The organism is Streptococcus sanguinis, assembly GCF_019929225.1.
In the GTDB taxonomy this organism is placed as follows: domain Bacteria; phylum Bacillota; class Bacilli; order Lactobacillales; family Streptococcaceae; genus Streptococcus; species Streptococcus sanguinis_J.
In genome coordinates this window covers 207,497-231,989 of sequence record NZ_JAHZPA010000003.1, presented here as the reverse complement: position 1 = coordinate 231,989, position 24,493 = coordinate 207,497, and the positions used below count along the sequence as shown (strand labels likewise).

At 44.0% G+C, this 24,493-nt stretch carries 24 protein-coding genes; 2 read left to right on the top strand and 22 right to left on the bottom strand.

Annotation, left to right across the window (positions count from 1 at the left end):
- Positions 1 to 9: 9 nt before the first annotated feature.
- The 8 genes from sufU to K1I80_RS07305 form a co-directional block, all read right to left on the bottom strand.
- Positions 10 to 447, bottom strand: a complete 438-nt coding sequence (sufU, locus tag K1I80_RS07340) for a Fe-S cluster assembly sulfur transfer protein SufU (RefSeq protein ID WP_223313856.1) — start codon at positions 445 to 447, stop codon at positions 10 to 12.
- A complete protein-coding gene (locus K1I80_RS07335; protein ID WP_223313855.1) occupies positions 434 to 1,666 on the bottom strand; it encodes a cysteine desulfurase in 1,233 nt (410 codons plus the stop codon). The genes sufU and K1I80_RS07335 overlap by 14 nt, the downstream gene beginning before the upstream one ends.
- A gap of 40 nt (positions 1,667 to 1,706) precedes the next feature.
- Positions 1,707 to 2,969, bottom strand: coding sequence for a Fe-S cluster assembly protein SufD (gene sufD / locus K1I80_RS07330; protein ID WP_002902438.1), 1,263 nt, complete (start codon positions 2,967 to 2,969; stop codon positions 1,707 to 1,709).
- 41 nt (positions 2,970 to 3,010) lie between these two features.
- Positions 3,011 to 3,781, bottom strand: a complete 771-nt coding sequence (gene sufC, locus K1I80_RS07325; RefSeq protein WP_002893635.1) for a Fe-S cluster assembly ATPase SufC — start codon at positions 3,779 to 3,781, stop codon at positions 3,011 to 3,013.
- 89 nt (positions 3,782 to 3,870) lie between these two features.
- Positions 3,871 to 5,037 (bottom strand): glycosyltransferase family 4 protein, encoded by a 1,167-nt coding sequence (locus K1I80_RS07320; protein WP_002893637.1) that lies wholly within the window; start codon positions 5,035 to 5,037, stop codon positions 3,871 to 3,873.
- Positions 5,028 to 5,780: an adaptor protein MecA gene (mecA, locus tag K1I80_RS07315; protein ID WP_002898871.1), complete on the bottom strand. Its 753-nt coding sequence runs from the start codon at positions 5,778 to 5,780 to the stop codon at positions 5,028 to 5,030. Before mecA ends, K1I80_RS07320 begins: the two co-directional genes overlap by 10 nt.
- A 173-nt stretch (positions 5,781 to 5,953) precedes the next feature.
- On the bottom strand, positions 5,954 to 6,796 hold the full coding sequence (locus tag K1I80_RS07310) for an undecaprenyl-diphosphate phosphatase (RefSeq protein WP_223313854.1): 843 nt from the start codon (positions 6,794 to 6,796) through the stop codon (positions 5,954 to 5,956).
- Between the two features lie 139 nt (positions 6,797 to 6,935).
- Positions 6,936 to 8,831 (bottom strand): DUF2207 domain-containing protein, encoded by a 1,896-nt coding sequence (locus K1I80_RS07305; protein ID WP_223313853.1) that lies wholly within the window; start codon positions 8,829 to 8,831, stop codon positions 6,936 to 6,938.
- 131 nt (positions 8,832 to 8,962) lie between these two features.
- Between K1I80_RS07305 and K1I80_RS07300 the strand changes: the two genes are divergently transcribed.
- A complete protein-coding gene (locus K1I80_RS07300; protein ID WP_223313852.1) occupies positions 8,963 to 10,528 on the top strand; it encodes an ABC transporter substrate-binding protein/permease in 1,566 nt (521 codons plus the stop codon).
- Positions 10,525 to 11,265 carry an amino acid ABC transporter ATP-binding protein gene (locus K1I80_RS07295; RefSeq protein WP_002893646.1) on the top strand — a complete coding sequence of 247 codons (741 nt, stop codon included), beginning with the start codon at positions 10,525 to 10,527 and terminating at the stop codon, positions 11,263 to 11,265. The genes K1I80_RS07300 and K1I80_RS07295 overlap by 4 nt, the downstream gene beginning before the upstream one ends.
- 98 nt (positions 11,266 to 11,363) lie before the next feature.
- On the opposite strand, the gene K1I80_RS07290 is transcribed toward K1I80_RS07295, so the two are convergent.
- The 14 genes from K1I80_RS07290 to rpmB form a co-directional block, all read right to left on the bottom strand.
- Entirely contained in the window at positions 11,364 to 11,579 is a 216-nt protein-coding gene (locus K1I80_RS07290) for a capsule biosynthesis transcriptional regulator (RefSeq protein ID WP_002893653.1), read from the bottom strand.
- A 108-nt stretch (positions 11,580 to 11,687) separates the two neighbouring features.
- Entirely contained in the window at positions 11,688 to 12,620 is a 933-nt protein-coding gene (locus tag K1I80_RS07285) for an SPFH domain-containing protein (RefSeq protein WP_002898882.1), read from the bottom strand.
- Positions 12,621 to 12,676: 56 nt separating this feature from the next.
- The gene (gene ilvA / locus K1I80_RS07280) at positions 12,677 to 13,927 is read right to left on the bottom strand and encodes a threonine ammonia-lyase IlvA (protein WP_223313851.1); all 1,251 of its coding nucleotides are present in this window, start codon (positions 13,925 to 13,927) and stop codon (positions 12,677 to 12,679) included.
- A gap of 99 nt (positions 13,928 to 14,026) precedes the next feature.
- Positions 14,027 to 15,049: a ketol-acid reductoisomerase gene (gene ilvC / locus K1I80_RS07275; protein ID WP_002905287.1), complete on the bottom strand. Its 1,023-nt coding sequence runs from the start codon at positions 15,047 to 15,049 to the stop codon at positions 14,027 to 14,029.
- 64 nt (positions 15,050 to 15,113) lie between these two features.
- The gene (ilvN, locus tag K1I80_RS07270; RefSeq protein ID WP_002893659.1) at positions 15,114 to 15,590 is read right to left on the bottom strand and encodes an acetolactate synthase small subunit; all 477 of its coding nucleotides are present in this window, start codon (positions 15,588 to 15,590) and stop codon (positions 15,114 to 15,116) included.
- A complete protein-coding gene (locus K1I80_RS07265; protein ID WP_223313850.1) occupies positions 15,583 to 17,283 on the bottom strand; it encodes an acetolactate synthase large subunit in 1,701 nt (566 codons plus the stop codon). The genes ilvN and K1I80_RS07265 overlap by 8 nt, the downstream gene beginning before the upstream one ends.
- A 260-nt stretch (positions 17,284 to 17,543) precedes the next feature.
- Positions 17,544 to 18,143, bottom strand: coding sequence for a response regulator transcription factor (locus K1I80_RS07260; RefSeq protein ID WP_223313849.1), 600 nt, complete (start codon positions 18,141 to 18,143; stop codon positions 17,544 to 17,546).
- Complete coding sequence (locus K1I80_RS07255) at positions 18,140 to 19,240, bottom strand: sensor histidine kinase (RefSeq protein WP_223313848.1); 1,101 nt, start codon at positions 19,238 to 19,240, stop codon at positions 18,140 to 18,142. Before K1I80_RS07255 ends, K1I80_RS07260 begins: the two co-directional genes overlap by 4 nt.
- A 4-nt stretch (positions 19,241 to 19,244) precedes the next feature.
- Complete coding sequence (locus K1I80_RS07250) at positions 19,245 to 19,979, bottom strand: ABC transporter permease (RefSeq protein ID WP_012130775.1); 735 nt, start codon at positions 19,977 to 19,979, stop codon at positions 19,245 to 19,247.
- Positions 19,980 to 19,991: 12 nt separating this feature from the next.
- On the bottom strand, positions 19,992 to 20,867 hold the full coding sequence (locus K1I80_RS07245) for an ABC transporter ATP-binding protein (RefSeq protein WP_223313847.1): 876 nt from the start codon (positions 20,865 to 20,867) through the stop codon (positions 19,992 to 19,994).
- Positions 20,868 to 21,286: 419 nt separating this feature from the next.
- Entirely contained in the window at positions 21,287 to 21,895 is a 609-nt protein-coding gene (locus tag K1I80_RS07240; RefSeq protein WP_223313846.1) for an SP0191 family lipoprotein, read from the bottom strand.
- Positions 21,896 to 22,005: 110 nt separating this feature from the next.
- The gene (locus tag K1I80_RS07235; protein WP_223313845.1) at positions 22,006 to 23,670 is read right to left on the bottom strand and encodes a DAK2 domain-containing protein; all 1,665 of its coding nucleotides are present in this window, start codon (positions 23,668 to 23,670) and stop codon (positions 22,006 to 22,008) included.
- 2 nt (positions 23,671 to 23,672) lie between these two features.
- Complete coding sequence (locus K1I80_RS07230) at positions 23,673 to 24,038, bottom strand: Asp23/Gls24 family envelope stress response protein (RefSeq protein ID WP_002893676.1); 366 nt, start codon at positions 24,036 to 24,038, stop codon at positions 23,673 to 23,675.
- A gap of 141 nt (positions 24,039 to 24,179) precedes the next feature.
- Positions 24,180 to 24,368 carry a 50S ribosomal protein L28 gene (rpmB, locus tag K1I80_RS07225; protein WP_001140948.1) on the bottom strand — a complete coding sequence of 63 codons (189 nt, stop codon included), beginning with the start codon at positions 24,366 to 24,368 and terminating at the stop codon, positions 24,180 to 24,182.
- Positions 24,369 to 24,493 lie beyond the last annotated feature (125 nt).

Sequence of the window (24,493 nt, the reverse complement as noted above, 5' to 3'; positions counted from 1 at the left end):
TTCATGTTCTTACTTTTTATCTTCTTCAATTGCTCGCTTGAGGGCATTCCAACCCAAGGTCGCACACTTAATTCGCTGCGGGAATTTGGCAACGCCTGCTAAAAAGGCTCCATCTCCCAATTCTTTCTGGCGACTGTCTTCTTGGCCTTGAACCATCTGCGAGAAAACTTCTGCTAATTCCAGCGCCTGCTCTTTTGTCTTGCCCAGAACCGCATCCGTCATCATGCTGGCCGAAGCCGTTGAGATGGTACAGCCGGAATTAACAAAGGCAATATCCTCAATCATATCTTCCGCATTAAACTTGACAGACAGGCTGATGACATCACCACAGGTCGGGTTATTGAGGACTACCTGCTCCACATCTTCCAACTTCCCATGGTGATGGGGGTGAGCCGAGTGGTCGGTCACAACCGCCTTGTAAAGACTGTTTAACTTAGAAACCGCCATTGAAAAACTCCTTTGTCTTTTCTAAAGCATCTACCAGCTTGTCGCAATCCGCATAAGTATTGTAGATATAGAAGCTGGCACGCACAGTCGCTGGTACCTGTAGATAGGTGAGCAAAGGCTGGGCACAATGGTGACCCGCCCGAACAGCTACTCCTTCGTAGTCCAGAGCCGTTGCGACATCATGCGGATGGAGACCATCCAGGTTAAAGGCAATCACGCCGGAACGCTGGGCCAAATCCTGAGAACCATAAATGGTCAAGCCTTCCACTGCCTGTAGCTTAGGAAATACATAGGCAATCAGGTCCTGCTCATGCTGAGCAATAGCATCCATACCCAAGTCTTCCAAATAATCAATGGCCGCCGCAAGACCGATTGCTCCTGCCATATTCGGAGTGCCGGCCTCAAACTTCCAGGGTAGTTCCTTCCAGGTCGCTTCCTGCTCATAGACGAAATCAATCATTTCGCCACCGAATTCGACAGGCGACATCTGCTCTAGCAGCTCTTCCTTGCCATAGAGAACTCCGATACCAGTCGAGCCTGCCATCTTATGCCCCGAAAAGGCGAAGAAGTCCACATCCAAATCCTGCACATCAATCTTCATGTGCGGAATGGATTGAGCTCCATCCACCACCAAAAGTGCTCCTCGCTGATGAACCAGTTGGGCAATCTCCTTGATGGGATTGATAACTCCAAGGACGTTAGAAGCATGAGCCAGAGAGACAAACTTGGTTCGCTCATTGAGCTTGGCACGGAAATCTTCCATATCCAGAGCACCGTCTTTGAGATAGACATAGACCAACTTGGCTCCAGTCTTCCTACAAGCTTCCTGCCAAGGAATGATATTGGAATGGTGCTCCATGATAGAAATCAGCACTTCATCACCAGGCTGCAACCTTTCAGTCGCAAACTGAGCCACCCAGTTAAGTCCCGTCGTGGTTCCTCGCGTAAAGAGGACTTCTCTACTAGAAGCCGCATTGATAAAAGAACGAACTCTTTCCCTGGCTGCTTCATAAGCTGCTGTCGCCCGCTCGGCTAGCGTATGCACACCGCGGTGGACGTTGGCATTGTCTCTAAGATAGTAGTTTTCAATCGCTGCCAGCACCTGCTTGGGTTTCTGGGTTGTCGCCGCATTGTCCAAATAAACCAAAGGCTCATCATTGACAATTTGGTCCAAAATGGGAAAATCTTGCTTGATTGCTTCTGCATTAAATCCAGTCATGAAGACTCCTATCTACTTACAAGGGACAAGGCCCAGCTTTTTATCTTTTTGCGAGAATAATATCGATATTTTCAATCATTTCATCACGAACTTCTTTAACAGGGATTTCTACAATCACTGAGCCCAAGAAGCCGCGCACGACCAAGCGTTCAGCCGTCGCCTTATCAAGACCCCGACTCATGAGATAATACATATCTTCTGGATCTACCTGACCGATAGAAGCCGCGTGACCAGCTGTCACATCGTTCTCATCAATCAAAAGGATGGGATTAGCATCTGAGCGAGCCTGGTCAGACAGCATGAGAACCCGACTTTCCTGCTGGGCATCCGCTCCCTTGGCACCTTTGATAATATGTCCAATACCATTGAAGGTCAGGGTTCCTTTTTCTAGGATAACCCCGTGCTGCAGGATATTTCCGATAGAGTTGCAGCCATAGTTAGTTACGCGGGTATCAATCCCCTGAACCTGCTTACCGCTTGAGAGAGCCACCACTTTCATATCCGCATGGCTACCCTTGCCATAGAGGTCGCTATCAAAGTCAGCCACGACATTGCCTTCGTTCATAACGCCGATGGCCCAGTCAATCATAGCATCATTATCCAGTTTACCACGACGACTGATATAAGCCGTTACATTTTCGCCCAAGCGATCAATAGCTGAAAACTTAATCTGAGCTCCAGCCTGAGCAATAACTTCGACAGTGATATTGGCTGTTACTGGAACAGAGCCCTCGCCGTAAGTTTCCAAGCGTTCCAAGTAGTTAACCTTGGAATGTTTGCCCGCGATAATCAAAATATGCTTGTTAAAAGGAACATCGCTTTCGCTGTCCTGATAAAAAATTCCTTCAATTGGCTGGTCAATCTCAACATTGTCCGGCACATAAAGAACTGCACCGCTGTTGAAATAGGCAGTGTGGTAAGCTGCCAATTTATCCTCGTCATACTTAACTGCGGACATAAAATGCTTCTCTACCAGCTCTGGTATCTCTTCCAAAGCTGTGTGGAAATCTGTGAAGATCACACCTTGCGCTGCCAAGTCAGCCGGCAATTGCTCCAGAACAGTATGAGTTCCCACTTGGACAAGCTTGAGATTGTCTTCTAGAGCTGTAAAGTCTGGAACACTTGTCAATGGCTCACTCTCTGAAATACGGCCGTCCCCCAGATTCCAGCGGTGAAATTTAACCCGCTCAATACGCGGTAACTCTAACTGGTCAATTTTATCAAAGGCCTGCTGGCGCAGTTGAAAGAGCCAGTCAGGTTCTGCATGTAGCTGTGAAAATTCTTGAATTAATTCTTTAGTCATGTCATTCTCCTATCTTTTATAAAAGTCAAAAGAATGTTTGACTAGGCTTCTTCGGTATAGGTGAAGCCCAACTCTTCAGCCAATTTAGCATAGCCTTCTTTCTCCAAGCGGACTGCCAATTCTGGACCACCAGAAAGAACGACTTTACCATCCATCATGACATGAACCACATCTGGAGTGATATAGTTGAGCAGGCGTTGGTAGTGGGTGATAATCATAGCACCAAAGCCCTCACCGCGCATAGCATTAACCCCTTTGGACACAACCTTAAGAGCATCGATATCCAGTCCCGAGTCAATCTCATCCAAGAGCGCAAAAGTCGGCTCTAGCATGAGCAACTGCAGGATTTCGTTACGCTTCTTTTCACCACCGGAGAAACCTTCATTAAGGTAGCGCTCAGCCATTTCTTCTTTCATGTTGAGCAGTTCCATCTTTTCATCCAGCTTCATGATAAAGTCGCGGACAGAGATTTTTTCCTCATCTTCTTTGCCAGCATTCATAGCTGCTCGCAAAAATTCGGCATTAGTAATACCAGGAATTTCACTAGGGTACTGCATAGCAAGGAAGAGCCCCATGCGAGCACGCTCGTCTACTTCCAACTCCAAGATATTGACTCCATCAAAAAGCACTTCTCCTTGAGTCACTTCGTAGTTAGGATTGCCCATGATGGCTGCAGACAAGGTGGACTTCCCTGTTCCATTTGGCCCCATAATAGCTGCAACCTCTCCTGTTTTCAGAGTGAGATTCACCCCTTTGAGAATTTTTTTCCCTTCGATTTCAACATGAAGATCTTTGATTTCTAAGACAGACATTTCTTTTTCCTTTCTTTGCTTAGCTGATTTACATACTTTAGTATACCAAAAAAAAGCCCAAAAGGCTTTTATTTTGTTTAGAGCTATTCTTATTTATTCCTCTTTTGACGCCATTTCCGCCGAACTTCCTCTCGGTAGGAGGAGTTGCCAATAAAGCGGAGAATATTGAGCAAAGGAGTACGATTAGGCCCCAACACTCCGACCAGCTCAGCAAAGAGCTCAACACCCAGAAGTAAGCCTATCATCAAGAGCACGCCACCAATTCGACTGGAAACATTCAACAAGAGAGAAATCATGGCAAAGACCAGTGAAATCCCATAGATAACCAACACTGTTCCTCGATGAGTCAATCCCAAGGACAAAAGTCTGTGATGGAGATGGTGCTTGTCAGGCGTGTAGAATTTCTGGCCAGACAGAGTACGGCGGATAATCGCTAGAAAAGTATCCGTAATCGGCACTCCTAAGATAATCATAGGCGTCACCACCGCAACAGCCGTCGCATTTTTTAGTCCTTGCAAGGACAGAACAGCAATCATAAAGCCGATGAAGAGGGCCCCCGTATCGCCAAGATAGATGATAGCTGGGTGGTAATTGTAAGGAAAAAAACCCGCAATTGACAAGACCAAGACGAAAATAGTCAGGGTCAAAAAGAGATTGTGCTGGGGCAAAAAGAAGTAAGAAACAATCCCCATCGTAACCAAGGAGATGATGGACACCCCACTCACCAGACCATCCAAACCGTCAATCAAATTAACTGCATTGGTGATAGAAATAATCCACACCACTGTCAAAATATAGGACAGCCAAGGCTCAAAATGTAGGAAAGGTCCGCCAAAAGGAATCTTAAAATCATCCAATCGGAAATCTGTCAGCCACCAGATTAGACTGGCTGCTAGAACAATTCCCCCCATTTTCAGCAGAGGCGATAGTTCTTTGATATCATCAACCAGCCCTGTAAAGGCAATAATCAAACCACCTAGAACGACCGGCCAAACATAATCAAAATAGGTCTGTCCAAAAAAATCTACAGCAACAATTTGCGGCATCAAGAGCAGAGTAGAGATAGAAAAGGCCGCTACAATCGCCAACCCGCCACTGCTAGGCATGGGCTTTTTATTGATGCGACGAGCATTGGGATAATCTACCGCACCAATCTTAAAGGCTAGGAGCCTAACCAAGGGTGTCAGAATCACCCCGATAAAAAAAGTTCCCAACAATACCAAGATAAACTTTAAAGGAAAAGTAATCATAGGCATTCAACCTTCTGCAGGCCAGAGACCGCATCTGTCACCAAAAGCAGATGACCGTGCTCCTGCAGCACCGCCCGAGTGATATCTGAATCATCTGCGAATTCACGCATCTTGGCCAAGAGCCAAGCTGGATAGCGTTCTGGGAAGCCTTCAACGTCCACCAAAATCGTCAAATAATAAGCTGAATCATATTTATAAAGTTCTGATAAGTCAATCTTATAGTCCACCGTCTGGGCAAAGGCCGCAGCAGCCTTAATATCTTCAAAACGCAGGATATAGTATATATAGCGCTCTGCATTTTCTGCCGACTGCTCATCAGCCGCCTCCCGAGAGAGCTGTTCCCCTTCCTCTGCTTCGGCTGTTTCCAAAGATTGGACTGCTTCTATATCTTCCTTGCTCTTTTCAAAAATGCTCTTTTCCAATGTCTTGAGGAATTCATCGGGAGACATATGAGATAGCTCATCCATGTCTGGCAGATCTGCCAAATCCTCAAAACTCAGATTCTTATCCAACTTAGACTTGGTAACAAACACATCCACCTTATCTGGCTTAGGCGTCACACGGAAACTCAGCATACCGCTGTCCAAAAAATTATCCGGCATTTCCAACTCATCTAAGATAGTATAGAAAAACTCTTCCGTCTTTTCTTGGGGAACCAAGAAATCGGCCATTTCCATGCCGCGCTCTTCCAAATCTTCCAGCTGAATCGTGATTTTTATGGTCGAATCACTAATCTGTTTCATTTCCATATCTCTACCTCATACACTTCTAGTCCTACTATTATACTAAAAAATCCCCCGTATTTCAAAAAATAGCTAGTATTGGTCTGAAAATGAAAGTTACAATAAAAAACTCTCAGAAAATTCCGAGAGCTTCTTATTTCACTACATGAGAGAGTCAGGGAAACATTAAAATTACCTTTTTAACCCATCAAAGCTTTGATGGCTGCATAAACCAGAAGCACGCCGCCTAGGCCAATCCGATATTTCCCAAAAGCGGTAAAGTCATGCTTTTTGACGTAGTCTGTCAGGAAACGAATCACTACTAGACTGACACCGAAGGCCACCCCCATGGCAACCAAGAGCAAGAAAATTTGCCCAAATCCCAGACTGTTCCCATTCTTGATGAACTTGAGAATTTTCCAGCCACTAGCGCCAAACATAATGGGGATCCCTAGATAGAAAGTGAACTCTGTCACGACAGAACGACTGACACCATTCAAGAGACCACCGACAATGGTAGCACCAGAACGGCTAGTCCCAGGAAAGAGAGCTAGAACCTGAAAGAGACCAATCTGCAAGGCAGTCTTGTAAGGAAGATATGCCAAATCTGTCACAACAGGCTCCTCATGCTCGCGCCTTTCCAGATAGATAAAAGCCGCCCCATAGACAATCAGCATCACTGACACAGAGACCAGATTGTAGAAATGCGCTTCAAACCAATCATCCAAGAATAAGCCGATAACAGCAGCCGGCAAGGCTGCCACGACCACCTTGGCCCAAAGCTGCCAGGTCTTTTGAACCTGACGTGCTGACTTGCCCGGTTTAAAAGGGTTTAGCTTGTCAAAATAGATAACGACAACCGCCAAAATAGCTCCCAGCTGGATAACGACATTAAACATTTCCATAAAGGCTGGACTTTGATTTTTAAACTGGATAAAGTCTTGAATCAGAATCAGGTGACCTGTACTGGAAATCGGCAGCCATTCTGTGATTCCTTCGATGATTCCGTAAATAATAGAGATAAAAATTTCAATGATAAACATAGAATACTCCTGAAACAAGGGTTTACTCAAGGAAAGTCGCAGTTAAATTCCCAAAGAGTATTAGGTCTTATTATATCACAATTTTAAGGCTAGGAAAAGCCAGTACTAAGACTTTTCCAGATAGGCGAGGGCTTGTCTATCAGAAAGCTCCACCGCCTCCACCGCCTCCGCCGCCGGAGAAACCACCACCTGAACTTCCGCCAGATGAGACAGAGAAATTACTGGCTGTGGTGGCTACATGGCCGTAGTTTGAGAAGCTGTGCATACTGCTATAGAAGGCATAGTGCAGGTTAGCCTGAACATAGCTGTCCATAGATGGATTTTGCAAGCGAATCTGACGCAGAGCCATGACACGGCTGACACGATCTGCATAGCCAAAGAGGGTCGCATAGACCAAGAGACGGTTCCACAGGATAATGCCTTCGATTTCTGTCTTGTCCAGATGAGCAATATCTCGCAGCATATTTGAAAAACTTCTCCACAAATAGTACTCATGCGCGCCTTCATCATTCAGGACGCCATCTCGCCAATAAAGCTGCGCCTTACTAGCAAAAATACAAATCATAACAAGTCCCACCAGTGCTAAGGGAATATATATCCAGATAAGACTTTCAAAAGCTGCCATATAGACAAACAAAAATCCAAGAGAGAACAACAAAACAGCACTAGCTAGAATAATGACAGTAATCAGCAATCTCTTTTCCTGAACTTTGAGAGGCCGGTAGTGACCAAAGAGACCCAAACGCTTGCCTTCCGAGCGCACTTCTTTAGATAAGGAGCGCAAACTGTTAGTAAATAAGGACTTGATATTACTACCTATGTTACGGATATAGGACTCATCCGCAGAAGACTTGTGCTTATAAATATCTTCTGAAATTTGATAGGCTGAAAAGAGATCTTTCACACTTGCTTGGGATTGCTTGTTAAAAGCCATGCCCAGAAAACGTCTCTCAAAGTCTGCCAGCCCATCATAAGTCGCTATTTGCAGAACAGGATTTTCAGCATCTCCCTGCAGGAGGAGATTGCCCCTATCCAGCAAATCTAACAAAGTCGCCTGAACCATGTTTTCAAAGTTCAGCGCTGCCTTGCCGCCCTTAGTCGGGTCGACATCCTCCATGTCTACCGCGTAAATATTTTCTGCCAAGACAAGAGGAGCCAAGTCCTGAGGCGCCTCATATAGACGGGCATTCTTGGGATAAGACTGCTTAGGCTTGATCTTCTGGGCAAAGACAAAATAAAGAATAGCTGCTGCAAGGATGGCACATAGGAGCAGCAAGGGTATATAAATTTCTCCTAGCTGCCGGTAAAAGACCGTCTTGCGGGCAATCTTTTCTTCTTGAGCTTTAAAGGTTGGCAAGTAGTCGCTCTCGTCTTCATTCTGGGACACAAGAGAGACCGCTTGTCGATCCCAATAGCCGTGTAGCTCGACATTATCGCCCGAGCCAATTCCATTGAGTTTGACCAGATAGTCGGTGCCATCCTTATCCACGAAAGGCTGGGTTCCAAAGTAGCCACTATGAGCAAAGAGCTCGCTCTTATCAGGATTGCTCAAGCCAGAAACCGTTAAAACGACCTCTCCTATCCCCTGATCCCAGTCGCTGATAGGAGTCCAGTTGAGCTCAGCAATATCCTTGTGAAGAAAAAGGAGATTTCTCAGCTGCCAGGTCACAGTAACAACAACTCTGTCACCGTCGTTTCCTGAATTATAGATTTTGACTTCATAGCCATCTCCCAAGTCTTTGACTTGGGGGTTAATGTCCATATCTGGTTCACCATTCGTCAGAACCGAGACCGTCGGATTCCCATCAATGGCAAAGCCATTGGGCATCTTTCCAGCAGATCCCAGCGACACAATCTGACCATTATAGTCGTCATTAAACTTGTAGGTCACTTTCTCTGTGTAGGTAGCTGTATTGTCCTCACGCAAGGCCAGATCGCCTTGATAGGATTCAATATCATAGTCAACAGCCGAGACAACCCGACCAAAACAAAGACAGGAAAATAAAACCAACAGAAGATAAAAATATCGTTTCATACTCAACCTCTCTTTACAGATATTTTGTTCTATTATATCATTTTTATCAAGTAAGGGCTTACTAGGATTGAAAAGAACGGTAATTTTCGATAGAATAGGAAGAACTATTATTAGATAAGCAGGAGAAAACCATGAAGAAATTATTACTCACTTTATTTACAGCCCTCCTGGTCGCCTTAGGAACGGTCCATGTTATTCAGGCCGATGACTATCTGAGAATCGGTATGGAAGCAGCCTACGCGCCCTTCAACTGGACTCAGGATGACGATTCCAACGGTGCTGTAAAAATCGAAGGCACCAACCAATATGCCAACGGATACGATGTGCAGATTGCCAAAAAAATTGCTCAAGAGATGGGTAAGGAACCTCTGGTTGTCAAGACTTCTTGGAATGGCTTGATTCCTGCTCTGACTTCCGGCAAAATTGACATGATTATTGCAGGTATGAGTCCAACTGCCGAGCGAAAAAAGGAAATCGCCTTTTCCAACAGTTACTACACCAGCGAACCAGTTCTCCTAGTTCGTAAAGATGGAAAATATGCATCCGCTAAGACTCTAGAAGACTTCAAAGACGCTAAAGTCACTTCCCAGCAAGGTGTTTATCTCTACAATCTCATTGACCAGCTGCCTGGCGCCAAAAAAGAAACAGCTATGGGCGATTTTGCCCAGATGCGTCAAGCCTTGGAATCCGGTGTTATTGATGGCTATATCTCTGAGCGGCCAGAAGCCTTGACTGCCGAGACTGCCAACTCCAACTTCAAAATGATTCAATTTGAGAAAGGCTTTGAAGTCGGCGAAGAAGATGCTTCCATTGCCATTGGGATGCGTAAAGATGACAATCGTATCGAGCAAGCTAATGCAGCTATCGCTAAGATTTCTACCAATGACCAAGTCAAGCTAATGGATGAGATGATTCAGAAACAGCCTGTCGACACGGATAGTGAAACAACGAATGAATCATTCTTCAGTCAAGTTGCTAAGATTCTGGCTGAAAACTGGCCTCAATTCCTACGCGGAGCTGGGTTGACCTTGCTTATTTCGATAACAGGAACCATTGCAGGCCTCATCATCGGACTGCTGATTGGCGTTTATCGGACGGCACCAGCTTCTAAGAATAAACTCCTAGCATCACTGCAAAAAATCTTCGGCTGGTTCTTAAATATCTATATTGAGATTTTCCGTGGAACTCCCATGATTGTTCAGTCCATGGTTATCTACTACGGAACAGCCCAGGCTTTCGGAATTTCTATCGACCGAACTATCGCTGCTATTTTCATCGTCTCCATCAATACCGGAGCTTATATGAGCGAGATTGTCCGCGGTGGTATCTTTGCTGTTGATAAAGGGCAATTCGAGGCCGCAACGGCACTGGGTATGACCCACGGCCAGACTATGCGCAAGATTGTTCTGCCTCAGGTCGTCCGCAATATTCTGCCTGCAACTGGTAACGAATTTGTCATCAACATCAAGGATACATCCGTGTTGAACGTTATCTCAGTGGTTGAGCTTTATTTCTCTGGAAATACCATCGCTACCCAGACTTACCAGTACTTCCAAACCTTTACTATCATCGCTGTAATCTACTTTGTCCTGACATTCAGCGTGACACGCATCCTGCGCTATGTTGAAAAACGCTTTGACACAGACAACTACACGACAGGTGCCAATCAAATGCAGACAGGAGAAGTGAAATCATGACAGAAACTATTCTAGAAATTAAAAATCTCAAAAAGTCCTACGGTGAAAACCAAGTCCTCAAGGACATCTCCCTCACCGTTCATAAAGGAGAAGTAATTTCCATCATCGGCAGTTCCGGTAGCGGAAAGTCAACCTTCCTGCGCTCCATTAACCTTCTGGAAACACCAACTGGTGGACAGATTTTTTATCGCGGCAAGAATGTCCTGGACGAGAATTACGACTTGACCCATTACCGTGAAAAGCTGGGCATGGTCTTTCAGTCTTTCAATCTCTTTGAAAATCTTAATGTCTTGGAAAATACCATCGTCGCTCAGACAACAGTTCTGAAAAAAGAACGGTCAGAAGCCGAGAAAATTGCCAAAGAAAACCTCAACAAGGTTGGAATGGGCGAGCAATACTGGCAGGCCAAGCCTAAGCAACTCTCAGGCGGTCAGAAGCAGCGAGTCGCTATTGCCCGCGCCCTCTCCATGAATCCTGACGCCATCCTCTTTGACGAGCCGACTTCAGCCCTCGACCCCGAAATGGTTGGTGAAGTTCTGAAAATCATGAAAGAACTGGCTCAGGAAGGACTGACTATGATTGTCGTGACCCACGAAATGGAATTTGCCCGTGATGTCTCCAGCCGTGTTATCTTTATGGACAAGGGCGTCATAGCTGAAGCCGGCAGCCCGCAGGATATCTTCACCAATCCAAAAGAAGAAAGAACCAAAGAATTCCTGCAACGTTTCCTCAGCTAAATTACTTCTATTTTCAAAAACAAAAAAAAGGAATCTGGAACTAAGTCCAGATTCCTTTTTTGATTTAATGAGCAATATCAGTTGCACGATTTTGAAGTTTAGTCTTCAAATTTTTCATGGTTTTTGTCGTAGAAATCAATCAAGCCAAGAGCTGTTTCAAAAGAGATATTTTTCACTTTTGCACGTCCTTGAGCAAGAGCAATGATAGACATTTCACGTGCATTTGTTTCTTTACTAATACGGTAACCGGTGATCTTCTTATCACGTACCCAACTAACAACAGATTCTACTTTCTCGAAATTAGATTTAGCCATTTCTTACTCCTCTCTATTCTAGCTACATCAACTACTATAATTGTTTTTATACAGTTTGTCAACTTAAACAAACCAAATTCGAACAAATTAAATAATTCTGAATTTTCTTTACTTAGCTTTGAGGGCTGAAAGTATCTGAGTCCGAATACTTTCGACACCTTCTGGATTTGCTGGAAGGAAGATGGTATTATTACCCGAACTATCTGCAAAATTATTCAGCGTATCCAGGTACTGGTTGGTCAAAAGAATAGACATAATCTGCTCTTCTGTCAACTCAATATTGGCTCCCTTCAATTCCTTGATCGAATCTGCCAAACCATCCACAATGGCCTTCCGCTGCTCGGCAATACCAACACCATGCAGGCGGTCTTTCTCAGCTTCTGCAGAGGCAGCTGTCACAATCTTAATCTTATCCGCTTCAGCCAATTCCTGAGCAGCCACGCGCTTACGCTGCGCCGCATTGATTTCGTTCATAGACTGTTTAACTTCAGCATCAGGCTCAACCTTGGTAATCAGAGTTTTGACAATGATATAGCCATAGGTCGACATTTCTTCTGCAACTTGCTTTTGGACTTCTAGGGCAATTTCGTCCTTCTTTTCAAAGAGCTCGTCCAAGGTCAGTTTTGGAACGGAGGAACGAAGAGCATCTTCAATATAGGACTTAATCTGAGCTTCTGGCCGCATAAGTTTGTAATAAGCGTCAATCACGTTGTTTTCATTTACACGATACTGGGTCGCAACATTCATAGTTACGAAAACATTATCCTGTGTCTTGGTCTCAACGACAATCTCGCTCTGCAACAAACGCAGCTGAACGCGAGCCGCTATCTTGTCAATCCCTAAAGGAAGGCGGAAATTGATACCACTGCTGCTAGTTTTGTGATAGCGTCCAAAACGCTCAATGATTGCCACAGATTGCTGACGAACCACATAGACTGCACTAAGCAGCAAGAATATAAAGATTATGATCAATATGATAAAGAAAAATGGAATAAAAAACATGTTCAAGCCTCCTTGATTCACTATAGTATATTCTAACATATTTAATTTGCAGTTTCAAACGAAAGCATACAAATTAGGCTAAAATATATTTACAATTAGACAAGCATATTGTAGAGTGTTTCATTCCCGTTCAGATTGATAAAGGACGGATCGAACTGCTCAATACGGTTAATCAAAGAAGCATAATCATGCTTATCAGCCAGAGAAATACCAATCAAAACCGGTCCTGTTCCCTTGCTTGCCCGCTTGATATATTCAAAACGAGTAATATCGTCATTGGGTCCTAAAATATCATTTACGAATTCACGCAAGGCACCTGGACGCTGCGGGAAGTTAACCACGAAATAGTGCTTGATACCATCATAAATAAGTGCCCGTTCTTCCATCTCTGGCATACGGTTGATGTCATTATTACCACCTGAGATAATGCAGCAGATAGTCTTCCCCTTGATATACTCGCTCAGTACTTCCAAAGCAGCAACACTTGCCGCACCAGCTGGCTCTGCGACAATCCCTTGCTTGGAGTATAGGTCAATGATGGTCTCTGAAATAAGACCTTCATCTACACCGATAAGGTTTTGAACATTCTTTTGTGTGACCTCATAGGTTGATGCACCGACTTTCTGGACTGCTATACCGTCTGCAAATTTATCGATTTCTTTGAGCTTGACTGGACCACCTGCTTCAAAGGCTGCTTTCATACTGCGGGCACCGTTGGCTTCCACACCAATAACTTCGATAGTTGGCTGACTTTCTTTGATATAGGTTGAGACTCCTGATATCAGGCCGCCGCCGCCAACTGGTACCAAAACTGCATCAAAAGTAATAGCTTCTCTCTTGGCCTCGTCTAAGATTTCATAGGCTACAGTCCCTTGACCCGCTTGGACATCTTCATTGTCAAAAGGATCGATAAAGGTGCGATTTTCAGCCTTAGTATAGTCAAGCGCTGCCTTAGCCGAAGCATCGAAGGTGTCTCCAACCAGCTTGATATTCACAAATTCACCACCAAAGAAGCGGACCTGGCTAATCTTCTGCTGAGGAGTCGTGATGGGCATGAAAATAGTGGCTGGAATTTTCATTTCCTTACAAGTATAGGCCACTCCTTGGGCGTGATTTCCCGCAGAAGCACAGACAACCCCACGCTGGCGTTCCTCTTCATTAAGTTGAGAAATGGCATAATAAGCCCCGCGAAGTTTAAAAGAGCGCACCCGCTGCATATTTTCTTTCTTTAGGTAAATCTTAGCCTGGTACTTCTCTGACAAATAATGGTCGTAGTCAAGAGGTGTATTGACTACCACATCTTTTAACACTTTATGAGCATGCGTGATATCTTTTGCTCTGAGCATATTTTTTCCTTCCCTATTCTTCCAGTTTATTCTCTATCAAGCAAAACAAGGGGCTGGGAATTCGCATTCCTACCCCTAATTTCTTATATGCTCTTTATCTTAATTGTAAATCTTGAAAGCATCGTCGTCGTTTTTACCAACGAATGGCATTGCTTTACGCAATTCTGCACCGACCTTTTCAATCTCCAGATTAGCAGCTTGCTCACGGTAAGCAGTGAGTTTTGGACGACCAGCCTTGTAGTCATTTACAAAGTCATTTGCAAATTTACCATTTTGGATATCTGCCAAGACCGCCTTCATGTTTTCTTTGACTTGCTCAGTAATCACGCGCGGACCAGATACATAGTCACCATATTCAGCTGTGTTTGAGATAGATTGGCGCATCTTCTTGAAGCCACCTTCATAGATCAAGTCCACAATCAGTTTCATTTCGTGCAGCACTTCAAAGTAAGCCAATTCTGGGGCATAGCCTGCTTCTGTCAAGACTTCAAAACCTGCTTCGATAAGGGCAGTCAAACCACCACAAAGGACAGCTTGTTCACCAAAGAGATCTTCTTCAGTTTCTTCTTTGTAAGTTGTTTCAAGCAAACCAACACGAGCCGCACCAACACCTTTACACCAGTCCATTGCGATGTCTTTGGCATTTCCAGTAGCGTCTTGGTAGACTGCATACAGAGCTGGTACACCAAAACCTTCTTCGAAAGTACGGCGAACCAAGTGACCAGGACCTTTCGGTGCACACATGAAGACATCTACATCGGCAGGAACTTTGATAAATTCAAAATGGATGTTGAAACCATGAGCAAATCCAACTGCGTTTCCAGCTTCCAAGTTTGGAGCGATTTCTGCTTCATAGAGATCTTGTTGGATTTCATCTGGGGCCAAAATCATGATAACATCAGCCAATTTAGCTGCTTCTGCTACTGTATAAGTATCAAAGCCATCTTCTTTAGCCTTGTCAAATGACTTACCAGGACGAACACCGATAATCACGTCGTGGCCTGTATCGCGCAAGTTTTGAGCATGGGCATGACCTTGTGAGCCATAGCCGATTACGGCAATTTTCTTACCGTCAAGTGCTGCTACTTTTACATCTTTTTCGTATTCCATTGTTACTGCCATAAGTTTTACTCTCTTTTCTATTTTTATTGCCTGTTAGGCGGTTTTAACAAATTAAAGGTTTGATTTAATCTCGGGTAAAGCCTGTCGCTCCAGTCCGAGCAATATTTTTGATACCATATGGGCGAATGACCCGAAGCAAGGCTTCGCTCTTCTCCGCATCACCAGTCATCTGAATGGTAATAGAGCTAGGTGCTACATCCACAACTGTTGCCCGGAATGGCTGGATAATAGACAGAATCTCTGCCCGCTTATCAGCTGGAGCCGAGACCTTAACCAGAATCACTTCACGCTCTAAGTGAGGGCGGTCCGTGATATCTCGAACCCGAATCACATCAATCTGACGATTGAGCTGCTTGATAATCTGCTCGACTTCTGCCAGTGAAGCCACATCAATGATAATGGTGATACGGGAGACCTCCGGATTTTCCGTCGTTCCCACTGAGATACTCTCAATATTGACCTGACGTCTGGAAAGAACACCCGTGAAGCGGTTCAGAACACCCGAACGGTTTTGGAGTTTAGCTGTCAACATTCTACGCATGGAACTTCACCCCCAACATCTCATGATTGCTCTTGCCAGCCGGCACCATTGGAAGAACGTGCTCCTTGCGAGAGATATCCACCTCGATAAACATCGGTATATCTTCCTTTAAGGCTTCCAAATCCTGGACAATGGTCTCTGGATCGTCAAATTTATAGGATTTAACACCATAAGCCTGAGCCATGAGCTGGAAATCTGGCAATGTTTCAAAGACAGACTCAGAGGTACGACCATCATAGAAAGCTTCCTGCCACTGGCGCACCATGCCTAGCGAATGATTGTTAAGCATGATGACCTTAATCGGAATCTTATAGATATTGAGAATAGCCATCTCTTGGTTTGTCATCTGATAGCCACCATCTCCGACAAAGAGCACCACTTCCTTATCCGGGTTGGCAATCTTAGCCCCAATCGCTGCTGGAACACCGAAGCCCATGGTTCCTAGACCACCAGACGTTACCAGTTGACGCTCGTTTTTATACGGATAATATTGGGCAGCCCACATTTGGTGCTGACCGACATCTGTTACGACGATGGCATCACCCTTGGTCAGCTCACCCACGCGCTCAATGACAGCCTGAGGCTGTACGACACGTTCTTTCTTATCATATGAGCGAACTCGCTCCTTGTCCTGCGTTACTTTTTCAATCCACTTGCTGGTATTATTATGCACCTGCTCTTCATTTAGCAGCATCTGTAGGGCTTTCTTAGCATCCCCTACGATAGGAATATCTACGCTGATAATTTTTCCAATTTCCGCTGGGTCAATATCGATATGTGCTACTTTAGCGTTCTTGGCAAAGGTTTTCGGATTACCAGTCAGACGGTCATCAAAGCGGCAGCCGATACTAATCATAAAGTCGGCCTCAGTCATGGCAATATTGGCCGCAAAAGAACCGTGCATCCCACCCATACCTAAGAACAAAGGATGGTCTGTCGCAATAGTTCCCTGACCTAACAAGCTAGTGACTACTGGAATCTGATACCGCTCTGCCAAAGCAACCAGCTCTGCTGCTGCCTCGGCATAACTGATACCGCCTCCCGAAAGAAGGACCGGCTTTTTAGCCTTAGAAATCTGCTTGATAATCTTCTTAATCTGCAATTCATTAGGCTCAATAGTCGGCTGATAGCTCGGCAGATGCAACTTACTGTCATAGATAAAGTCCGTTTCCAGAGCGGAGACATCCTTAGGCAAATCAATAACGACTGGCCCAGGACGACCTGTCGTCGCAATGTGAATAGCTTCTGTAATAATACGCGGAATGTCTGCCGTCTCCCGAACCTGATAATTGTACTTGGTTATAGGAGTCGTAATCCCAACAATATCCGCTTCCTGAAAAGCATCTTTACCGATTCCGGCCTTAGCTACCTGACCAGTAAAAACTAAAAGGGGGACGCTATCACTCATGGCATCAGCAATACCGGTAATGGCATTAGTCGCTCCCGGACCGCTGGTCACAACTGCTACTCCGATTTTCCCAGTAGACTTAGCATAGCCTTCTGCTTCGTGAACACAGCCTTGCTCATGGCGGCCTAGAATATGACGGATGCCTTCAAAGCTATAAATAGCATCATAAAGCGGCAGTACAGCGCCGCCGGGATAGCCAAAAATCGTATCAACACCAAGATTTTTCAAGGTTTCCAAAACAAGCTCTGAACCTGTCTTAGAAGTTTCTAATTTGATTTTCTCCATTCTTCCCCTTTCATTTATTTACAATTTTCTAAAAATTCAAAAAGCTTTCTACTATGATAACATTTTTGAAAAAAATTGCAAGCCATGCAGAATGTTTTTCTACATTTTTTCTCTAAATCCGAATGTTTTTTCTAATAAAAGATAAAAAGTCAGAACTATGTTTACAGTCCCGACACTTCATTGGAATATTCCTCACACAAATGTTCACTTTAGCTAAAAACTAACTTATCTCACCTTTTCTCCAAAGCTGAATCTTCCAGCTATAACCAGCCTTTCTCTTGCCCGATTCGGACGGCTTCTGTTCGATTTTCAGCATCTAGCTTGGTCAAAATAGCAGACATATAGTTACGAACCGTTCCATTTGACAGGTAGAGTTTTTCAGCAATTTCTTTATTGGACAGGCCAGTCGCCGCAGCTTGCAGGACTAGCCTCTCCTGCTGAGAGAGAGGGTTCCTACTGGTCATTAGCACCTCCATCAATTCCGGCGAATATTCCTTTTGCCCATCTAGAACAGTGTGGATGGTCTTCATCAAATCTGCAATGCTGCGCTCTTTGAGCACATAAGCATCTACATCCGCCTTAACAGCTCGCTCAAAGTAGCCCGGCCGTTTGAAGGTTGTGACAATGATGACCTTGATGTTGGGTCGATTGGCCTTGACCCATTCGAGAACGTCTAGGCCGGTTTGGTGGGGCATTTCCACGTCCAAAATAGCTACATCAAGAGTTTCTGAGCTAAGACAGTCAATAGCCTTCTGCCCATCTGCAGCCTGATAGACTTCTTCGACATCTGGCTGCAGCTGCAAGAGCTGAGCTAGAGCATCTCTCAGCATACTTTGATCCTCTGCTAACAAAAGTTTCATGCTTCCTTCCCTCCGTATGGCAATTCAATTCGAATCCATGTTGGATCTTGGCTGCTAAGAATCTCAAGCCTTCCTGACAAGGCAGACAGTCGCTCTCGAATACTATGCAACTCCCGACCAGTCAGCTTTTGAAAACCACAACCATCATCCTGAATGTGTAAAATAAGCCTTTCATCTTTCTTCACCAAAGAGAAATTACTCTTTTTAGCCTTGGCATGCTTGATGATATTGGTCGCTGCCTCTAGTAAGATCATACTAATCGTTGACTGCTGACTCGGTGGGATACTGGCAACATTGAGCTGGTTATCTATCTCGACCTGAACACCGCTCATCTCCAGCATGGCTCGAATAGTCACTAGTTCCTCGTCCAGAGTCCGATTCTTTAGATCGTTAATAATTCGCCGAACATCAGCCATTGATTTCTTACTAATTTCTTGCACTTCCTGCAGTTCTTTTGCTGCCTTGTCATAGGCTTCCATCTGTAAAAACTGTTGAGCCAGCTCTGCTTTAACACTGAGCATGGCAAAGGTGTGCCCTAGACTATCATGTAAGTCACGGCCAATCCGATTGCGCTCATTTTCTGCCAGGAAAAGATTCAGTTGGGCATTTTGTTTCATCTTTTCTTCTTTTATTTCCTCTGACAATCGAATTCGATAAAGACCAAAGGTCATTGCATCGGAAAAGATAAAGGTCACCAAGAAAAAGAGTAGCTGCCAGGGACTAACATGATTGACCATATAGATTCCGGTCAGAATAAATGGTTGCAGGACAATAAAACTGACAAAACGCCAAGAGTGAAAAGAAATCTCATCCAGCTCATAAATAAGGAGATTGGATAAATAAAAGATAAACCATGTGAAACCTGAACTTAGCCAAACAGATGTATAAAAAATGTAGACAAGCATGGACCACCATGCTAGCCACTGCACGGTGCGATTCTGACTGATTAAAACCGAATAGAAGGCAAGTACAAATAGTAGGGTCCATAGCAAGGTTAAAAGCGGGTAATCTCCAACGATGACACCCGCTATAGGAAAGATGATAAACACAATTGAAATATGAAACATATAATGAATGTTTTTAAATTTTTCCAACATAGATTTATTTTACCTCAATCCGTTTTTTCAGCTGGATTACCAGTACACCAAAGAAAACTGTATAGCCTAGCACAACCAAGGCAGAAAGAATATTAAATTCATGGTGTTCCAAATAAGTAGAGACGACCTGCATCAGTTGATAGGTTGGAGTCAGCTTTCCAATAGATTGGAGCCATTCTGGGAAGGAATCCAAGGGGAACCACAGTCCACCTAGGACAGCCAAAGCAATATAGGCAATATTTCCAACAACCGTCATCAGTTGAGCACTGGGAAGCAAGCTCACCAATACCCCCATGCTGATAAAGACCACGCTTCCGACCAGTAACATAACTCCGATTACCAACCAGTCAAGCCAAGGCAGAGTCACTCCACGGACAAAATGACCAACCGAAAAGACAACTATAATTGATAACAAGAAAGTCAGTAGGGTACTGAACAGTTTTGATACATAATATTCTACCATAGATACGGGAGAATGTTGAATCAATTTTTGCCAGTTGTTTGTCTTATCAGACTCGAGTGTGCTTGGGATACTGAAAAAAGCACTTGACATGATACTAAAGAGCGTCATGGCAAAAAGATAGGCTTGAAGAGCAATTTCTGGAATATCTGACCCTGACATCATACCAGAGAAAATAAGGTAAAACACACTTGGAAGTCCGATGGATAGCAAGTAGTAGATGGCTTGCCGTTTCATCAGAATGATTTCTACTTTCATGAGACTTGTCATATTTTTCATCGTCAATCTCCTTTAGTCTTGAGTCGTTTCAAAAATACTATCCAAGAGGGTACGGTTACGTACTTCAATCTCTTCGATTGTACAGCCGTTTTCCTGAAGGACCTGCCAAACCTGTCCAGCATCTCGAGTAGCAAAAGATAAAGCCTTTTGCTTGATTTCTAAATCAGTCACATTATCCAGCTTTTCCAGCACAGACTGATAAGTCAGCGGCAAGGTAAAGTGTTTTTCCTGCTCCTCACTACGCATGGCATAAGGCGTCGTATCCCGAATCAGCTCACCCTTGTGCAACACCAAAATCCGGTCTGCCGTATGCTCAACTTCTTCGATATAGTGAGAGGAGTAGACGATGGTCACTCCCTGCTGCTTGAGCTGATTAACAATTTCCCAGAAATGCTGACGAGTGGAGGTGTCCATAGCTGAAGTCGGTTCGTCCAAGAACAGAATCTTAGGACGGCCAACCAGGCTTAAGACAAAAGAGAAGAGACGTTTTTGTCCACCAGACAGCTTGCTGGCCAACTGATTCTTTTGCTTGTCTGTAAATTGCAGCAAATCATCAATTTCTTGATCAGACAGACTATTTGGATAAATTGCTTGGAAGAACGTCAAGAGTTCCTTGACCTTCAAATCCTCCACCACTGTATTTTCTTGTGGTAAAATCGCTACCGACTGCTTGAGATGATTGTCAGTCGGCTTTAGTCCCTGAATCGTTGCCTGACCCGCTGTCAGAAACTTATCGCCCAGCAAACAGTCCATGAGAGTCGTTTTCCCTGCTCCGTTGGGACCAATCAAGGCCACACAGTCACCTTGGGAGATTTCAAATGAAATATCCTTTAAAATCTCCTTGCCATGAATGCTTTTTGAAAGCTTCTTTACTTCAATCAGTTCCATTTTGCTCCTCCTTTGATTTGATGAACCGTATGTACATCTTTCCTTTATTTTTCCAAAGCCGGAAGAATACTAAGCACTATCGCTTTTTCAATGCCTACAGCAACCTTTTATCATTTTGTTAACTATATTATAAGGCAAAGAAATTTTTCCTACTAGTTGATTTTGTCACCGACTGACATGACAAATGTCACTATTCCGCTTTTAGAGCACAAAGCTAGCAAATATTGGAATAATCTGTTTATCCCCCCTCTGCATGAAGACACAAAAAAGCCGGTCCCCCTCGTTGAGAGGAGCCGACTAGTTGTATGTCTGTTGCAATTTAGATAGAAACTGGAATCAAAGCAGCCTAATCTAAAAAATTTTTCAATAAACTAGCTACTCAATCTGTAAGATATGAGGCGACCAACGCTTTTTAAACTTTAGCTCTGCACCTCTTCTTTGAGACCATTGAGCTTCAGACTCAGAATGAACATCTCAGGTGTAATATCCTTAATGTCCTTCAGTCCAAAACCTTGGAAGAAACTGTTCTTTTCCACCTCTTCGACATTGACCTTTTGCAAATCAATTTCAATCAAGGTCTGCAATTTCTTGTCTGCTGTAACTGAATAATCAATATTGACACCCTCCAGACTCTTAGCTGCTACATAGTTTGAATCAGACTGCATTCCTTCACGAATGATAGTCGTCATCTCCTCTGGAGTCAAAGTAGCTGATGCCGCACTAGCTTCTTCTGGCAAGGAAGTGAGCAATTCCATACGAAGATTCAAGATTTTCTTGCCCTGATAGGTAATTGTATCACGATGATGGATTCCTTCAATGTCTCCAACCAAGGTTTTAGAGACAATCTCTGTACTTTCGGAAGAAGAACTGGATGACTTGCTAGAGCTAGAGCTAGAGCTGGATTTAGTCCGCCTAGAAGAAGCTGCTGATTCAGAAGAATGTCTAGGACGATGCTTGCTGAAGTTAGGAAACACACAGCCCGTCAAGAGTACCGAAGCAGAAATAACAAGAATGAAAAATTTTTTCATAGTTCACCTTTTTTTACTTTTTATTTGTTACAGTATAACATAATACCAGTTTCTTGTCTAAGTATTTTCTACAAAATGACAAAAGGCAACCTCTCGATTGCCTTTTTATGCTATTCAACACTAAAAATATATGGATAAACCGGCTGACTGCCCTGATGAATTTCTACTTCGACATCCTCGAATTGTTCCATCAAATCTTGAGCAAGACTGCTAGCCAACTCTTCGCTGCCGTCTTCACCGATATAGATAGAGACAATCTCGCTGTCTTCATTGAGCATCTTGCTGAACGTTTCTTTCAAAGCTGCCAGCATATCTGGATTAGAAACAACAATCTTACCATCCACCATACCGAGGTTGTCGTTCTCATGAATTTCCAAGCCATCAATCGTCGTATCGCGAACCGCAGTCGTCACGCTGCCGCTGACTACTTCTGCCAAGGCTGCAGTCATACGCTCTTGGTTTTCCTCGATAGTCTTGCCGCCATCAAAAGCTAGGAGACTGGTCAAACCTTGAGGGATTGTGCGAGTCTCAATAACAGCTGCTGGCTGTTCAATCACTTCTGCTGCTGATTGGGCTGCCATAAAGATATTTTTATTGTTTGGCAAGATAATAATATTACGAGCGTTGACCTGTTCTACAGCCTTGATGAAGTCTTCTGTTGATGGGTTCATAGTTTGACCGCCAGAGATGATGTAGTCAACTCCCTGAGCCTTAAAGATTTCAGCCAGACCATCACCAGCCACTACAGCGATAATCGCAAACTCTTTTTCTTGAGCCGGCTTAGCAGAGCGCTCTTCCTTTTCAACCTGTGCTTCGTGCTGGTTGCGCATATTGTCAACCTTGACCTTGACCAAACTACCATACTTGAGACCTTCCTGCATAACCAGTCCTGGATCTTCAGTATGGACATGGACTTTGACGATTTCATCATCGTTTACTACCAACAAGGAATCTCCTAAATCGTTGAGGTAGTTGCGGAATTCATCATAATCAAAGTCTTTTACATAGGTTGGCCCTGTCTTAAGGGCCACCATGATTTCTGTACAGTAGCCGTAAGTGATGTCTTCTGTTGCCACATGGCCAGCTACAGACTTATGATGCTCAGCATTAATCATCTCAGACATGGTCGCAGGTGTCGCCACGAAGTCCTCGGAAGCAATATATTCGCCTGTAAGAGCAGACAGGAAGCCTTCGTAGATAAAGACCAACCCTTGACCGCCAGAGTCCACAACACCGACTTCTTTCAGAACCGGCAGCATATCCGGTGTCTTAGCCAAAGCAGCCTTTGCTCCTTCAAGAGCTGCTTTCATAACTTCTACAGCATCATTAGTGACTTCAGCTTTCTTCTTGGCTCCGATAGCCGCACCGCGGGAAACAGTCAAAATCGTTCCCTCAACCGGCTTCATAACTGCCTTGTAAGCCACTTCTACACCAGACTGAAAGGCCAGAGCTAGATCTTCACCAGTCAGCTCTTCATGCTCTTTCACACTTTGAGAAAAACCGCGGAAAAGCTGGGAAGTGATAACTCCTGAGTTACCACGCGCGCCCATCAAAAGGCCTTTCGCAAAGATACCCGCCGCTTCGCCAACTGTTGAAGCAGACTTATCTGACACTTCCTTAGCACCATTTTCAATGGTCATGCCCATGTTGGTCCCTGTATCGCCATCTGGAACCGGGAAGACATTCAAAGAGTTCACATATTCAGCCTGTTTATTTAAGCGAGTAGATGCCGCCTGCACCATTTCTTGAAATAAACTAGTAGTAATATTTGCCACGATTATTCTCCTACGACTTTAATATTTTGGATATAAACATTCACTGCATGGGCAGTAATTCCGAGCTTGTTTTCCAAACTGAATTTAACACGCTCTTGGATGTTTTTGGAAACTTCGCTGATTTTGACTCCATAGCTTAACACAGTGTAGACATCAACTGCGATATCACCTTCATCAGTCGCTTTCACAACCACGCCCTTAGCATAGTTTTCTTTTCCTAAAAGGGCTTGAAAATTATCCTTGATTGCATTTTTGCTGGCCATGCCAACTACACCAAAAATTTCAGTCGCTGCACCGCCGACGATTGTCGCAATCACATCATCAGTCAGCTCAATTTGACCATCTTTTGTATTAATTTTCACAGTCATAATTTGTACCTCAAAAGTATTTTATAGTTTATTCTACCATATTTTATACAGGGTGTAAAAGAGGAAGGGTCTAAATCAACTGTCTAGGCGGAAATTTACAAGCAAAAAAGGACGGAAAATTTCCATCCTTTTAAATAAAAATTAAACGCGTTCAACTTTACCTGATTTAAGGGCACGAGCTGAAGCCCAAACTTTTTTAGGTTTACCGTCAATCAAAACAGTAACTTTTTGAAGATTTGGTTTAACAGCGCGTTTTGTTTGGTTCATCGCGTGAGAGCGGTTGTTTCCTGATACAGTCTTACGACCAGTAAAGTAACATACTTTAGCCATTGATACTTATCCTCCTGATTAGTTTAAGGTGTTTTACCACATACTTATAAAGTCTACCATACTTTACCGAGTTTGGCAAGAGCTAGTTCCCAAGTTTTGCAAATAATCACCTTTTTAAAACAAGA